Annotated in this window: 12 protein-coding genes; 7 read left to right on the top strand and 5 right to left on the bottom strand. The window is 62.6% G+C overall.

Annotated features, from left to right (window positions below; translation table 11 throughout):
• Positions 1 to 11: 11 nt before the first annotated feature.
• The 5 genes from OLZ32_RS00685 to OLZ32_RS00665 all read right to left on the bottom strand — a co-directional run bounded on the left by OLZ32_RS00685 (position 12) and on the right by OLZ32_RS00665 (position 6,637).
• The gene (locus tag OLZ32_RS00685; protein WP_017994411.1) at positions 12 to 278 is read right to left on the bottom strand and encodes a hypothetical protein; all 267 of its coding nucleotides are present in this window, start codon (positions 276 to 278) and stop codon (positions 12 to 14) included.
• A gap of 112 nt (positions 279 to 390) precedes the next feature.
• The gene (locus OLZ32_RS00680) at positions 391 to 2,925 is read right to left on the bottom strand and encodes a mechanosensitive ion channel family protein (RefSeq protein WP_264395292.1); all 2,535 of its coding nucleotides are present in this window, start codon (positions 2,923 to 2,925) and stop codon (positions 391 to 393) included.
• 92 nt (positions 2,926 to 3,017) lie between these two features.
• Complete coding sequence (locus OLZ32_RS00675; protein ID WP_264395291.1) at positions 3,018 to 3,569, bottom strand: DUF924 family protein; 552 nt, start codon at positions 3,567 to 3,569, stop codon at positions 3,018 to 3,020.
• Between the two features lie 279 nt (positions 3,570 to 3,848).
• Positions 3,849 to 4,913 (bottom strand): sensor histidine kinase, encoded by a 1,065-nt coding sequence (locus tag OLZ32_RS00670; RefSeq protein WP_017988658.1) that lies wholly within the window; start codon positions 4,911 to 4,913, stop codon positions 3,849 to 3,851.
• A 278-nt stretch (positions 4,914 to 5,191) separates the two neighbouring features.
• Positions 5,192 to 6,637 carry an MFS transporter gene (locus OLZ32_RS00665; RefSeq protein WP_264395290.1) on the bottom strand — a complete coding sequence of 482 codons (1,446 nt, stop codon included), beginning with the start codon at positions 6,635 to 6,637 and terminating at the stop codon, positions 5,192 to 5,194.
• A gap of 572 nt (positions 6,638 to 7,209) precedes the next feature.
• Between OLZ32_RS00665 and OLZ32_RS00660 the strand changes: the two genes are divergently transcribed.
• The 7 genes from OLZ32_RS00660 (at position 7,210) to OLZ32_RS00630 (ending at position 14,602) form a co-directional block, all read left to right on the top strand.
• Positions 7,210 to 8,535: an ABC transporter substrate-binding protein gene (locus OLZ32_RS00660; protein WP_017988661.1), complete on the top strand. Its 1,326-nt coding sequence runs from the start codon at positions 7,210 to 7,212 to the stop codon at positions 8,533 to 8,535.
• A gap of 123 nt (positions 8,536 to 8,658) precedes the next feature.
• Positions 8,659 to 9,627, top strand: coding sequence for a carbohydrate ABC transporter permease (locus tag OLZ32_RS00655; RefSeq protein WP_264419500.1), 969 nt, complete (start codon positions 8,659 to 8,661; stop codon positions 9,625 to 9,627).
• Positions 9,624 to 10,577, top strand: coding sequence for a carbohydrate ABC transporter permease (locus tag OLZ32_RS00650; protein ID WP_264395289.1), 954 nt, complete (start codon positions 9,624 to 9,626; stop codon positions 10,575 to 10,577). The genes OLZ32_RS00655 and OLZ32_RS00650 overlap by 4 nt, the downstream gene beginning before the upstream one ends.
• Positions 10,574 to 10,786, top strand: coding sequence for a hypothetical protein (locus tag OLZ32_RS00645; RefSeq protein ID WP_017988663.1), 213 nt, complete (start codon positions 10,574 to 10,576; stop codon positions 10,784 to 10,786). Before OLZ32_RS00650 ends, OLZ32_RS00645 begins: the two co-directional genes overlap by 4 nt.
• A gap of 3 nt (positions 10,787 to 10,789) precedes the next feature.
• Positions 10,790 to 11,887: an ABC transporter ATP-binding protein gene (locus OLZ32_RS00640; RefSeq protein WP_017988664.1), complete on the top strand. Its 1,098-nt coding sequence runs from the start codon at positions 10,790 to 10,792 to the stop codon at positions 11,885 to 11,887.
• Positions 11,880 to 12,908 (top strand): ABC transporter ATP-binding protein, encoded by a 1,029-nt coding sequence (locus OLZ32_RS00635; RefSeq protein ID WP_017988665.1) that lies wholly within the window; start codon positions 11,880 to 11,882, stop codon positions 12,906 to 12,908. Before OLZ32_RS00640 ends, OLZ32_RS00635 begins: the two co-directional genes overlap by 8 nt.
• A gap of 53 nt (positions 12,909 to 12,961) precedes the next feature.
• A complete protein-coding gene (locus OLZ32_RS00630) occupies positions 12,962 to 14,602 on the top strand; it encodes a dihydroxyacetone kinase subunit DhaK (RefSeq protein ID WP_264395288.1) in 1,641 nt (546 codons plus the stop codon).
• The last annotated feature ends 36 nt before the right edge of the window (positions 14,603 to 14,638 follow it).

Raw genomic sequence — 14,638 nt, 5'->3', positions numbered from 1 at the left:
CAGGACAGGCGCTACTTGACGACGGCCGAACCCTTGACGATGTCGATCGTCTCGCCGCCGTCGAGCCCGATGCGGTCGCCGTCGGGCGTTGTCATGAAGCAGCCGGAAGCACAGAGGTTTTCCGAAGCGCCGGCATCGACCACGACCTCGACGCGCTGGCCGCTCTCGGTGATGACGAGCACGACGGCGGCTGGATCGGTGTTGGTGATGGATGCCGCTTCAGCCGCGGGTGCGGCAAGCAGCGGGACAAGCAGAACGGCGGCAAATCTTGCCATCATGTGCGGCGGCGCTGGCGCGCCCTCCCCTCGAACGATCGGTGCTGCCCCCGGCAGCGATCCCGATAGTGGAGATCATGCACATATAGCTGTGAATGATGGCTGAATGACCCGTTCAGCCTTTCCGATTGCCGTCTGCCGTCTTGCTGCGCAATTGCCGCACCGGCTGCTCTTCCTCCTCCATGGGCGTGTCCGCAGAGTTTTCCTGCTCATTGGGTTGATCCCTGCCCGCATCGGCAAGCGCGGGACGAGCCTCTCGATGGATGGTAAGATCGGTCTGTGGCAGCGGGATCTCGATGCCCTCGGCCCTGAAACGCTTAAGGATCTCGATCCTGAGATTGTTGCGCACCGCCATGCCATCGCCCATGTCGGCGAGGAAGAAGCGCAGCTCGAAATCCAGCGAATAGGGCCCGAAGCGCAGGAATTCGACGTGCGGCTCGGGATTGCGCATGACGAGCGGTATCTTGGCCGTCAGTTCCAGTAGGATGTCCATCACCTGCTGCGGATCGGCGTTGTAGGCGACGGAAACCGGAATTTCCGAGCGACCGATCTTGTTGCGGTGTGTCCAGTTGCCGACGAGGCCGTTGATCAACTCCGAATTCGGCACGATGATCGACTGCTTGCGGAAGGTCTCGATCTCCGTGGCGCGCACCGAAATGCGTTTGACGATGCCCTCGGCCGTGCCGGAAACGACATGGTCGCCGACCTTGAACGGCCGTTCGACGAGCAGGATCAGGCCGGAGACGAAGTTGGAGACGATGTTCTGCAGGCCGAAACCGATACCGACCGAAAGTGCGGAGGCGACGAGCGCGAAGCTCGACAGGTCGATGCCGGCCGCCGAAACACCGATGATCGCCGCTATGCCGACGCCGAGATAGCCGATGCCCGTCTTGACCGAATTGCGCACGCCAAGATCGACATGGCTTCTGGCCATCACATTGCCGTCGAGCCAGCGCTGCAGCCAGCGCGTCAGCAGATAGACGCCGGCAAACAAGAGGATGCCGGTGCAGATGCCGAGCAGCGAGATGCTGATACCGCCAAGCCTGACCTCGGTGAATAGCCTATAGGCAAGAATCTGCAGGTCCTGCACATGGAAGCCCCACATCAGCAGGATCAGCGGGATGCCGACGAGAAGCGCCACCGCATAGATGGCAAGACCGACAAGCAGGCCGGCCTGGTCGATCGCCACCGGCCCGAGCTTGAAACGGCGCGTCAGGAAGCTTGCGAAGAAGGTGTCGCCGAAGCTTTCCTGCCTTGATATCGCCTTGCCGGAAAGTAGGCCGACATACATGGTGACGACGACGGCGCCGGTGATGATGAGCTGCGTGGCGACGAAGCGCGCGAGCCCGACATACCCGGTTAGCGCGGTGAGGATGAGGCCGGCGCCGACGACCCGCAGGATGATCGCCATGCCGCGTGGCCAATGCCGTCCCGGCGCATCGGGATCGCCGTTCTTCGCCAGCATCGGTTTTCCGAACGAGACGGCGATGAGGATCAGGCCGATGATCAGGGCGGCGATCAGGCTCCTGACCACGGTCAACACCAGCGGCGAGCCCATCGCCTCGCCGATCGTGCCGAACAGATAATCAAGCGCGTTGACGATCGCCATCGCCAGCAGGCAGTAGCCGATCGAGCGCGCGCCGAGATTGGAAAGCCGAACGAGGCGCCAGCGCGGTTCGTGGGGCGCGAAGATGGCATTGACGAAGCGGCCGACGAAATAGACGAGCCCGATCGCCCCGAACAGCGCACCGATGACAGGCGCAATATCGGGCCTCAGCACATTGAACCCGTTAAGGAAAAAGAAGGAGGTGACGAGCAGCACCGAGAGCGCCAGCGTGCGGATCAACGTCGACCAGAAGGCGATCGACAGCCGGCCGATATAGGACGGGTTCTCGACAGCCTCGTCGCGGCGCAGGTAGGAGCCGAACAGCCGGTAACTGCCGGAGAGCAGGATCAGCGCCGAGGCGAGCGACAGGAAGATCGCGGCAAACATCGGGAAACGCTTGAATTTCCAGACGAAGGTGGCCCAGCTCGACAGGGCCTGCAAGAATTCGCTGGCCTCGTGCACAAAGGCGCTGCCGGCATCGTCGAGCACCGAGACTGAAATCTCGGTGCGCCTGAGCAGCGTATCGGCAAACAGCCGCCGCCGCATCTCGGTGATCTCGTTGACGAGCTTCGTCACCGTGATCGAGAGATTTTCGGCATCGCCCGTCAGCGCGTTGATCTGCGCGCGTTCGGCGGCGAGCGCGTTGCGCTCCTGGGTGACGATCTCGGCTTCAGGCGGCTGCCCGTCCTTCGGCGGATCGCCGATCTCGGCAAGCCGGTTCTTGATCTGGTCGAAACGCGGCCTGAGATTGACCGATATGGTGATGACGGCGCGGCTGAGTTCGTCGGCCTTGGTCGCAAGCCCGACCAGGGCATCGTCATTGTCGGCATTCTGCTTGACGCCGTCCTGAAGGGCGGTCAGCTGGACCTTCGCCTTGTCGATCTCCTTCGTCGCCTGATCGAGCGAGCTATCGACAAGCGACGCCTGCGCAGCCGCCGGTGCCTGCGGCTCCTGCGCGAAAGCCGCAGCACCCTTGAAATGCGCGCCGGCGACCGCCAGTGTCAGCAGAAGAATGGTGCGAAGCAGGATCGGTCTCAGCCGCAAAAGCGCCTCCGGGAAAGGTTGTCGTCGGAATAGAATGCCAGCTTGTCTTAGTAAAGAAAGGCGACAGAAAGGCGGAAGCTCCCTGGAAAGGCTTAGAAACCGGCATCGGGCCGGGAGAGATAGTCGCATTCCTCAGCCGTCGACTCGCGTCCGAGCATGGCATTGCGGTGCGGAAAGCGGCCGTAGGCGGCGATCACGTCGCGGTGGCGGATCGCATAATCGAGATATTCGGCATCGCCGAGCGCGCCGAACAGTTCCACCGATCGCTCCTGCTCCCCAAGGTCCTCGGCATGTTCGAAAGGCATGTAGAAAAAGGTACGGCATGCGGCCTCGACCGTTTGATCGGCGCCGGATGCCAGTGCGAGCTTGGCCTCGCGAAGCGCCAGCCCATCGGTCGCAACGGTAAGCGCCGTGCCGCGATAAATGTTGCGGGGAAACTGGTCGAGCACGATGACAGCCGCCAGCCGGCTCTCCGCATCCGCCCGCCAGTCGGCGCCAACACCCGCCGCAAGAGCCAGATGGGTATCGCGGAAGCCTTCGCGGATCTCCACGTCGAGTTCCGGCGTCGAGCGAAACCACAGCTCCCGGCCGCATCTCACGAACCAGAAATCATACACTTCGCGTGGCGTGCGGATGGTCGTCATATTCCTCCCCTAGCGTCATGTTTGTTAATGCAGTGTCGGTAAGCTATTGTGGAGACAAGACAAACCCACACGGACAGGGTTATTCACGACCGGCGTGCCGTGTCGCCCCCTCATCCGCCTGCCGGCACCTTCTCCCCGCTGGGTAGAAGGGGGAATGAGGCGCTGCCGCGAGTCTCTTCTCCCCTCGGGGAGAAGGTGGCGGCAGCCGGATGAGGGGGCCATCCGGCATACCCTTCATCATTTGTCCTTCACATCCCTCGGTCCATCAACCTACAAACCCTACTTCCCCTCATGCAACGAAAACACCAGCGTCGCCTTGGTTCCGTCGTGGCCGGGGTCATAGGCGAAATCCGATTTCAGGCTGGCGGCCATGGCCGTCAGAATGCGTGTGCCAAGGCCGGTTCCTCTGGCCGGGCTCGACGGGTCGAAACCGGCGCCGTCATCCTCGACGATGACACGCAATGCGCCATCCGTCTGGTCGACGACGACGCGGATCTCGCCCGGCACGTTGTCCGGATAGGCATATTTGAAGGCATTGGTGACGAGCTCGCTGACGATCAGCCCGAGCGTGATCACCTTGTCGGTCGCCAGATTGACCGGCTGCGCAGTGAGGACGATCCGGTGCGGCCGCTTGTCGTCGCGCATCGAGGTTTCGAGTTCCGTGAGCAGGCTGTTCAGATATTCATCGACCTGTACCGAGCCGACCTGCCGGTTGGTATAGAGCCGGCGGTGCACGCTGGCGATGGCGTTGATGCGCATCTGCGTTTCGTGCAGCGCGTCGATCGCAACCTGATCCGTGGTCATCGAGGATTGCATGCGGATCAGGGCGCCGACGAGGCCGAGGCTGTTGGCGATGCGGTGATTGACTTCGGTGAGCAGCATTTCGGCAAGGTCGCGCTGCTGGCGGATCACCTCCTGCGCCTGCGCCGTCTCGCGGCGAAAACGCGCTCGTTCCAGCGCCTGTTCAAGGGCGGCGGCGAGCAGGTCGAAATAATCGGCTGAGATCCCTTTGAGCATGTAATCGTCGGCGCCGGCCTTCAGCGCCGCGACCGCGATGCTGGTATCGTCCGAACCCGTCGCATAGATGACCGGCGGATGATCCGGTATCGCCGTGATACTGGGCAAAATGCCGAGGCCGGTCTCGCCGGCCAGGACATGATCGAGCACGACGGCGTCGATACCGCCTTCGCCCAGCCTTGCAAGGCCGGCAGCGCCGCTCTCGGCCCACTCGACCGAAAAACCGCGCCGATGCAGGTTTTTCTGCATCAGGAGGGCAAGCCCCTCGTCGTCGTCGATATAGAGGATGTGGATCAGGGCATCCGCATCGCCGCTAGAATTGCTCATTCGGTCTCCCAGCGTTCTCTCGCAGCGACGACCGCCCGTAAGCGTCCGAGTCGTCCGCATGGCAATGTCGTATTGCATTGGCCGCCTGGGGTAAACAGCGGTTATCCCTCGCTCTTGTCGCGGGCGGCGCGGAAGGAGGATGTCGGGAAGCCGGTATTTTCAGAACATGACCCTAGGCTGGGGAGGATCCCTATGGAAGGCGTTGAAGGAGATGGGGAAACGAAAACCTGAAATGAGATGCATGAACGCCGAGCGGCCCGATTGGTTCCGCGGATAAGCTAATTTTTCTGGAATTTCCGATGGCCTGATACTTCGGCCCCTGCCTCCGCCGGCAATTGCAGGAAGCGCAGCGACGAGACGATCCCGATCGCACCGACCACGACGAAAGCCCAGCGGAAATCGGCAAGGACGGGACTGTCGGCGCCCCTGAAAGCTGAGGCGATGTTGAGCACGGCCGCCGCCACTGCCACACCAAGCAGCATCGATACCTGCTGCAGCATGCTCGACAGCGTCGAGGCCGAGCTTCGCTGCGCCGGGCCGATATCGGCGAAGGCGAGCGTGTTCAAAGCGGTGAATTCCATCGACCGCGACAGGCCGGCGAGGAAAAGCAGCACGTGGATGAAAAGCGGCGGCGTCTCCGGTGAGAGGAAACCGCAGCCGACGATCGAAAGCGCGGCGATCAGCCCGTTGACCCCAAGCACGGTGCGAAAGCCGAAGAAGCGCAGCAGCGGCGTCGTCACCGCCTTCATGCTGAAATTGCCGAGGAAATAGACGAGCAGATAGGTGCCGGCGGCAATCGAGCTCAGGCCGAAGCCGAGCTGGAACAGCAGCGGCAGCAGGAAAGGCGTCGCATTGATCGCCATCCGACAGGCCGTGCCCGCCGACAGCGTCGACATCGAGAAGGTCTGGATGCGGAAGGCTGAAAGATCGAGCAGCGGATTGTCGACGGCGAGGAAATGCCGCGTCGCCATGACTGACAGCACGATGCCCGCCGCCAGCATTGATATGATCGGCAGAAGCCCGCCGTCCCATTTGACCGAGAGTTCGAGGGCGGCGAGCAAGAAGGTCAGTCCGGCGGCGCTCAACACAAAGCCCACGAGATCCAGCCGGCCGGGATTGGTCTCGCGCTGCTCCGGCACGAAGCGCAGCACCAGCGCGATGCCGAGGATGCCGATCGGGATGTTGATGAGGAAATTCCAGTGCCAGCTGGCATAGGTGGTGATGAAGCCGCCGAGCACCGGGCCGATCACCGGCGCCGTCAGCGCCGGCCAGGTGATCAGCGCGATCGCCTGGACGAGTTCCGACTTGCGGGCGTTCTTCAGCACGATGATGCGCCCGACCGGCGTCATCAGCGCGCTGCCCGCGCCCTGGACGGCACGCCACAGCACGAATTCCGCAAGGCTGCCGGAGAGCCCGCAGAACAGCGAGGCCCCAGTGAAGACGGCGATCGACATCACGAAGATGCGGCGTGCGCCGAACCGATCGCCGAGCCAGCCGGACAGCGGAATGAAGGCGGCCATCGTCAGCATATAGACGGTAATGCCGATGCTCATCGACACCGGCTGCACGCCGAAGCTCGCCGCCATCTGCGGCAGCGAGGTGGTGACGATCGTGCCGTCGAGAATCTGCATGAAGAAAGAAACGGCAACGACCAGCGCCACGATCTTCGCCTGGCGGCCGCTCGCGGCCTCTTGCCCATTCTCGCTCGTCTCTGCCGTGGTCATCGATCTGCCAATGAAAATTCCTGATGACGCGGCAGGAAACGGGAAGGAAGCCGATCGGAGATCTGCCGCGCGGAGGACACGCGGACATGGAAAGCCGCGCACTGGCTGAATACGCCCGTTGCAGCCGGCCGGAAAGGCTAAATCTCGCACTGCGCAGGAATATTCCCGATGCGGCCGGATAGCTGGCCGCTATCGATCCTAAGAAAGGATTCAAGAAAAAGGCCCCACCGAAGCGAGGCCAAGCTTGAACCGCTCCGGGGAAAAACAGGAGCGGCGTGCAGTCCATACCGTGCGATCGATGTCGCAGCGAGGCCAGATGTCGCTGCATCGGTACGCTCGCCAAAGAATTTTTCGCGATCTGCCGAAAAAAGATCGGCCCCCAAAACTATCCGCCCATGTGGTGCGACACCTGTCGCATTGCAGCAACGATTGGCGCTTGCAATGTTTATAAAAATAGATATCACTAAACATATTGCTAAACATGATGATTGAGGAGTTCATGTGAGCATTCTCTGAAGTGGGTGAACATGCGACGCCGGCGGGGAGCCGGCCCTTGGTTCTGGGAGGAACTTATGCAGAAAACATCGAAAGCCCTTTTCGGGCTGGCCACGGCATTCGTCATGTCGTCGGCATTGCCCAATCTCGCCAAAGCCGATGAACTGACGCTGTGCTGGGCCGCATGGGACCCCGCCAATGCGCTCGTCGAGCTGTCGAAGGATTTCACCGCCAAGACCGGCACGCAGATGAAGTTCGAATTCGTTCCCTGGACGAGTTATGCCGACCGCTTCCTCAACGAGCTGAACTCCCATGGCAAGCTCTGCGATCTTATCATCGGCGACAGCCAATGGATCGGCGGCTCGGCCGAGAACGGCCACTACGTCAAGCTCAACGACTTCTTCGACAAGGAAGGCATCAAGATGGATGACTTCGTGCCGGCGACGGTCGTCGGTTACTCGGAATGGCCGAAGAACACCCCGAACTACTGGGCGCTGCCTGCCATGGGCGACGTCGTCGGCTGGACCTACCGCAAGGACTGGTTCGAGAAGCCGGAACTGCAGAAGGAATTCAAGGAGAAATACGGCCGGGACCTCGCCGCGCCGAAGACCTACGACGAGCTGAAGCAGATCGCCGAGTTCTTCCAGAAACGCGAGATTGACGGCAAGACCGTCTATGGCGCCTCGATCTATACCGAGCGCGGCTCCGAAGGCATCACCATGGGCGTCACCAACGTGCTCTACGACTGGGGCTTCCAGTACGAGAACCCTAAGAAGCCCTATGACATGGAAGGTTTCGTCAACTCGGACGATGCGGTGAAGGGCCTCGAATTCTACAAGTCGCTCTATGATTGCTGCACGCCGCCCGGCAGCTCCAACGTCTATATGGTCGAATCCGCCGACGCCTTCAAATCCGGCCAGGTCGCCATGCAGATGAACTTCGCCTTCACCTGGCCTGGCCTCTACAAGGACGAGAAGGTCGGCGGCGACAGGATCGGCTTCTTCCCCAATCCGGCTGAAAAGGCGCACTTCGCCCAGCTCGGCGGCCAGGGCATCTCGGTGGTCTCCTATTCCGACAAGCGCGACGCCGCCCTGCAATACATCAAATGGTTCGCACAGCCTGACGTGCAGGCCAAATGGTGGGAACTCGGCGGCTTTTCATGCCTGAATTCCGTCGTCAGCGCGCCGGGCTTTGCCAAGAGCCAGCCCTATGCCCAGGCCTTCCTGGACTCGATGGCGATCGTCAAGGACTTCTGGGCCGAGCCGAGCTACGCTTCGCTGCTGCAGGCCATGCAAAAGCGCGTCCATAACTACGTGGTCGCCGGCAACGGCACCGCCAAGGAAGCGCTCGACGGCCTGGTGAAGGACTGGAGCGACGTCTTCAAGGACGACGGCAAGATCTGACGCGTGGCATCCCTGATGCGCGCCATCCTCGACAGGATGGCGGCCCGGATCGGCAGTCGAGCCGGGCCGCCAGATCTCTCATACCCCAAAAGACCCCGTATCCCAAAAATACCAGGTGAAGACTTGACCATTTCCCATTCCTCCATCGTCGAGAAGGCAGCCGATGCGACTGCAAGGGCAACGCCCTCCTCGGTCGCCCGGCGCGTCCGCGGCCTCTCCGATAGGGCGATCGCCTGGCTGTTCATTGCACCTGCCATCACTCTGCTTTTGGCGATCAACATCTTTCCGCTGCTTTGGGCGGTCTATCTCTCCTTCACCAATTACCGCGCCAACCGGCCGAATGCGCCGGTCCAGGGTGTCGGCTTCGGAAATTACCAGCGCGTCCTCAACGACCCCGATATCTGGCAGGCGATGCAGACCACCGCGCATTTCGTTTTCTGGACAATCGTGCTGCAGACGGTGATCGGCTTTACGCTCGCCTATCTGATCGACCGCAAGTTTCGCGGCCATGCCTTCTGGACGACGATCATCCTGATCCCGATGATGTTGTCGCCCGCCGTCGTCGGCAATTTCTGGCGCTTTCTCTACGAGCCGCAGATCGGCCTCTTCGCCTACGCCGTGTCGCTGGTGTCAGGCATCCCGACATCGGATATCCAGATGCTCGGCAACGTGACACTGGCGCCCTGGGCGATCATCATCGTCGATACCTGGATGTGGACGCCCTATGTGATGCTGATCTGCCTCGCCGGCCTGCGCTCGATCCCCGACTATATCTACGAGGCGGCCGAGGTCGACCGTGCCTCGCCCTGGCGGCAGTTCTGGTCGATCACCGTGCCGATGGCCCTGCCCTTCATCATGCTCGCCGTGCTTTTCCGCGGCATCGAGAATTTCAAGATGTTCGACATGGTGACGCTGCTGACCGGCGGCGGTCCGGGCTCCGTCACCGAGGTCGCCTCGATCACGTTGAAGCGCGCTGCCTTTGAAAGCTGGGCGACCGGCCGGGCCTCGGCCTTCGCCATCATCCTCTTCGTCGCGGTGTTCGGCCTCGCCAACATCTACGTCAAGGCATTGAACGAGGTGAAGCAACGATGAGCGCCGCCAACTCAGCCCATTCGGTCGTCGAACCGAGCCCGTCCAGCAAGCGCATCGCCGGCACGATCGTCGTCCTCTACGCGCTCATCACCCTCATCCCGCTCGTCTGGATCTTCCTGACCAGCATCAAGTCGCCGCCGGATTCGATCAGCTATCCCCCGAAGATCGTCTTTTCGCCGTCGCTCGAAGGCTATTGTAACCTGTTCACGACGCGCACGCGACAGACCCCTGATTATATCGCCTCGCTGCCGGCGCCGGTCGGCACCTGCGATGAGGTGACGCGCAAGCGCAACATGGTGATCGCCGGCCCGTCGAACTTCGTGCCGCGCTTCGTCAATTCGCTGGTGATCGCCTTCGGCTCCACCTTCCTCGCGGTCTTCCTCGGCACGCTCGCCGCCTATGGCTTCTCGCGCTTCAAGATACCGCTCGCCGACGATCTGCTGTTCTTCATCCTGTCGACGCGCATGATGCCGCCGATCGCCGTCGCCATCCCGATCTACCTGATGTATCGCGAACTCGGCCTGTCGGACACGGCCTTGGGCATGATCCTGCTCTACACCGCCGTCAACGTCTCGCTCGCCGTCTGGCTGCTCAAGGGTTTCATCGACGAAATCCCGCGCGAATACGAGGAAGCGGCAATGATCGACGGCTATTCGAGGCTGCAGGCCTTCCGCAAGGTTGTGCTGCCGCAGGCAACGACCGGCATTGCCGCGACCGCGATCTTCTGCCTGATCTTCGCCTGGAACGAATATGCCTTCGCCGCGCTTCTGACATCGGGCGAGGCCCAGACCGCACCGCCCTTCATTCCGACGATCATCGGCGAAGGCGGGCAGGACTGGCCGGCGGTCGCCGCCGGCACGACGATCTTCCTGATCCCGATCCTCGTCTTCACCATTCTCCTGCGCAAGCAGCTGCTGCGCGGCATCACCTTCGGAGCCGTCCGCAAATGAGCCATCTGATCGAAACCCCCGGCCCTGCCCGTCCGAAACGGCCGTTCTTCCTGCGCCGCGGCCCGATGGAGGCCATCGCCACCGTGCTGATCGGGCTAGGCTTCCTGATGCTGTTCCAGCCCTTCCTGTTGGTGCTCTACACCTATTCGCTGGTGACCCTGCTCATAGGCACGGTCATGTTCATCATCGTCTCGAAATTCCCGGTGTGAACCATGGCGGACATCCGGATCGAAAATCTCCGCAAGGAGTTCGGCAGCTTCGTCGCCGTCAAGGATTCGAGCTTCACCGTCCATGACGGCGAGTTCCTGGCGCTGCTCGGACCTTCCGGCTGCGGCAAGACGACGACGCTTCGCATGATCGCCGGCCTCGAGCTGCCGTCGAGCGGCAAGATCTATCTCGACGGCGAGGACGTCACCTTCAATCGCGCCAGCGCCCGCGACATTGCCTTCGTCTTCCAACTCTTTGCGCTCTACCCGCATATGAACGTGCGTAGGAATATCGGCTTCCCGCTGCTGTCGCAGGGCATGCCCAAGGCCGAAATCCGTCAGCGCGTCGAAGAGACCGCGCGCCTGCTGCAGATCGACCATATTCTCAACCGCTCGGTCTCCGGCCTTGCCGGCGGCGACCGGCAGCGCGTGGCGCTCGGCCGCGCCATCGTCCGGCGTCCGAAATGTTTCCTGATGGACGAGCCGCTCGGCACGCTCGACGCCGAGTTCCGCGAGATCATGGTCCACGAGTTGCGCGAACTGCACAACCGCATCCACGCGACCACCGTCTACGTTACCCATGACCAGCATGAGGCGATGGCGATGGCCGATAAGATCGCCGTCATGAACCATGGTGTCATCGAGCAATTCGGCACGCCGCAGGAGATCTATGCGAAGCCTGCGACCATGTATGTCGCCGATTTCATCGGCTCGCCGCCGATGAACTTCATGCGCTTCACCTCCGGCCTGAAAAACGGCGATCGCTCCATCCTGCTCGACGGCGTCGATGTCGCTGTTCCCGAGATCCACCAGGACATGGCCGAAAGCGAACTGGCGCTCGGCGTGCGGCCGGAGCATATCCGCTTCAGCGACGCCTCGGCGCTGCGCGGCGCCATCTATGGCAGCGAATATCTCGGCACCAACCAGGTCGTGGCAGTGGAAACCCAGGGTGGCCTGATCAAGGCCCGCGTTCCCGCCAATCGCAGCTTCCAGATCGGCGAAAGGGTCGGCCTCGAATTCAACCCGGCGAAACTCGCGCTCTTCGACTGCACGTCCGGTCGTGCGGTGCCATCCTCGCTTTATCAGGAGACCCGGCATGGCTGATGTCGTCCTCAGGAACCTCGCCAAGCGCTTCGGCGACACCCAGGCTTTGGCCGACCTCGATCTTTCGATCCGCGACGGCGAGTTCGTCGTGCTGCTCGGGCCGACTGGCGCCGGCAAGACCACGACGCTGCGGCTGATCGCCGGCCTCGAAAGACCCGATAGCGGCGGCATCGAGATCGGCGGCCGCAATGTCGCCACTGAGGCGCCCGCCGAACGCGACGTCGCCTTCGTCTTCCAGCAATATTCGCTCTATCCGCATATGACGGTTTACGAGAACCTGGCTTTCCCGCTGAAGGCGCCGGTCCGCAAGCTGACTGCGCAGGAGATCGACCGGCGCGTGCGCGAAGTGGCGCGCATGGTCCGGATCGACCACAAGCTGGAGAACCGCTCGACACGCCTTTCCGGCGGCGAGATGCAGCGTGTCGCCATCGGCCGCGCGCTGGTGCGCAAGCCGGCGATCTATCTGATGGACGAGCCGCTGTCTTCGCTCGACGCCAAACTGCGTGCCGAACTGCGCCTGGAGCTGAAGCGCATCCAGAAGGAACTCGGCTCGACGCTGCTCTATGTCACCCACGACCAGGTGGAAGCCATGACCATGGCCGACCGCATCGGCATCGTTGCCGAGGGACGGCTGATGCAAGTTGGAACGCCGCGCGAGATCTACGGCAATCCCGCCAACCTGCACGTCGCCGCCCGCCTCGGCCAGCCGCATATCAACCTTCTGCCGGCGGACCTCTTGCCGGGCGGCGGGCCGCCGCCCGGCACGAAAACCGTTGGCGCACGCACCGAACATCTCGACATTATTGTCGGGAAAGATGCCAATGCCGAAATCGACTGGATCGAGCATCTGGGTGACCAGAACCATCTGCACATCAGGGTCCGCGATCCCAAGCAGCCGGAGCGGGATCACAAGCTCGTCACACTTGCAGATCCATATCTGGCAATCGCGCCGGGCGACCGGATCAGCCTGACGCTGCGCGATCCGCTTTATTTCGATGCGGCTGGACAGCGCCTGTCCTGACCGGCAAACAGACGTGATGATGGCATGAAAAACAAACAGACGGGTCTCAATCGATGAAACACTTCTTCAACCGCAGGGAAAACATCGTCACCGAAGCCTTGGACGGTCTGCTTCTGACGAGCAGCAAGGGTCGTCTTGCCCGCCTCGACAGCTTTCCCGACATCAAGGTGATCCTGCGCGCGGACTGGGACAAGTCGAAGGTGGCGATCATCTCAGGCGGCGGCGCCGGTCATGAGCCCTCCCATGCCGGATTCGTCGGTAAGGGCATGCTGACGGCTGCCGTATCCGGCGAGATTTTCGCCTCGCCGAGCGTCGATGCCGTGCTGACGGCGATCCGTGCCGTCGCCGGCGAAAAGGGCGCCCTGCTGATCGTCAAGAACTACACCGGCGACCGGCTGAATTTCGGCCTCGCCGCCGAAAAGGCGCGCGCCGAGGGCTTCGACGTCGAAATGGTCATCGTCGCCGACGATATCGCCATCCCCGAGATCAACCAGCCGCGCGGCGTCGCCGGGACTCTGTTCGTCCACAAGATCGCTGGCTATCACGCCGAAAGGGGCGAGGACCTGAAGACGGTCGCAGCCCATGCCGTGGCAGCGGCCGGCGACATCGTCTCGCTCGGCATGTCGCTTTCCACCTGCAGCGTGCCCGGCCAGGCGCATGAAAGCCGCCTCGGCGAGAACGAAGGCGAACTCGGTCTCGGCATCCATGGCGAGCCCGGCGTCGAGCGCATTGCGCTGCAGCCGGTTGTCGATATCGTCGCCACCATGGTGGCGCGCCTATCGCCTGCACTGCGCGAAGGGGCAAGCCACTGCCTCCTCATCAACAATCTCGGCGCTGTGCCGCCGCTCGAAATGACCGTCATCGCCAATGCCGTGCTGTCCTCGCCGCTTGGCCGCCGCGTCCGGCTGATTATCGGCCCGGCGCCGATGATGACGGCGCTCAACATGAACGGCTTCTCGCTGTCGCTGATCCGGCTGGACGCCGTGCGTGAGGCCGCGCTAACGACAGCGGTCGAGCCGCATGCCTGGATGCCGGCCGTCGAACGCCACGAGATCGAGGTCATCGCCGCACCGAGAACATCAGCCGGCCTGAACGACGCGCCAGTGGCCGGGGATGATCTCCGCAACCGCCGTCTGATCACGGCGCTCTGCGAGCATCTGATCTCACTGGAAGTCGAACTCAACCGGCTGGACGGCCGCGTCGGCGACGGCGATACCGGCTCGACGGTGGCCTCAGGCGCCCGCAGCGTGCTGGCCCGCCTCGACACGCTGCCGCTTGACCGGCCGGCGGCAACGCTTGCCTCGCTCGGCGATATCCTTGGCACCAGCATGGGCGGATCGAGCGGCGTGCTGCTGTCGATCTTCTTCACCGCAGCGGCAAAGGCAATGGCTGACAAGGCCGATATATCAGCAGCCCTTCTTGCCGGGCTCGACAGGATGACGTTCTATGGTGGAGCCGCAGTCGGCGACCGGACGATGGTCGATGCGCTGTCGCCTGCCCTGCAGGCGCTCGCATCCGGCGATGTCGCGGCAGCGGCCAGGGCTGCTGCCGCAGGTGCGGAGTCGACGAAGACGATGATGAAGGCGAAAGCCGGACGGGCCTCCTATGTCGGAGAAAGGGATCTGGCAGGTGTCGCCGATCCCGGCGCCGTCGCGGTTGCCGGCGCATTCGGTGTGGCGGCAAGCCTCGCCTGACGGAAGTGAAATTCGAAAGCCCGCGGGAGGGCGCGG

Origin of the sequence: Rhizobium acaciae (genome assembly GCF_025941625.1) — a bacterium.
Classification (GTDB): Bacteria; Pseudomonadota; Alphaproteobacteria; order Rhizobiales; family Rhizobiaceae; genus Rhizobium; species Rhizobium acaciae.
This window is presented reverse-complemented; position numbering and strand designations above follow the sequence as displayed.

Excerpts from the sequence above, each read along its gene's own strand:
- OLZ32_RS00685 (WP_017994411.1), bottom strand. The coding sequence starts at position 278 with ATGATGGCAAGATTTGCCGCCGTTCTGCTTGTCCCGCTGCTTGCCGCA.
- OLZ32_RS00675 (WP_264395291.1), bottom strand. The coding sequence starts at position 3,569 with ATGACGACCATCCGCACGCCACGCGAAGTGTATGATTTCTGGTTCGTG.
- OLZ32_RS00670 (WP_017988658.1), bottom strand. The coding sequence starts at position 4,913 with ATGAGCAATTCTAGCGGCGATGCGGATGCCCTGATCCACATCCTCTAT.
- OLZ32_RS00665 (WP_264395290.1), bottom strand. The coding sequence starts at position 6,637 with ATGACCACGGCAGAGACGAGCGAGAATGGGCAAGAGGCCGCGAGCGGC.
- OLZ32_RS00660 (WP_017988661.1), top strand. The coding sequence starts at position 7,210 with ATGCAGAAAACATCGAAAGCCCTTTTCGGGCTGGCCACGGCATTCGTC.
- OLZ32_RS00650 (WP_264395289.1), top strand. The coding sequence starts at position 9,624 with ATGAGCGCCGCCAACTCAGCCCATTCGGTCGTCGAACCGAGCCCGTCC.
- OLZ32_RS00645 (WP_017988663.1), top strand. The coding sequence starts at position 10,574 with ATGAGCCATCTGATCGAAACCCCCGGCCCTGCCCGTCCGAAACGGCCG.
- OLZ32_RS00640 (WP_017988664.1), top strand. The coding sequence starts at position 10,790 with ATGGCGGACATCCGGATCGAAAATCTCCGCAAGGAGTTCGGCAGCTTC.
- OLZ32_RS00635 (WP_017988665.1), top strand. The coding sequence starts at position 11,880 with ATGGCTGATGTCGTCCTCAGGAACCTCGCCAAGCGCTTCGGCGACACC.
- OLZ32_RS00630 (WP_264395288.1), top strand. The coding sequence starts at position 12,962 with ATGAAACACTTCTTCAACCGCAGGGAAAACATCGTCACCGAAGCCTTG.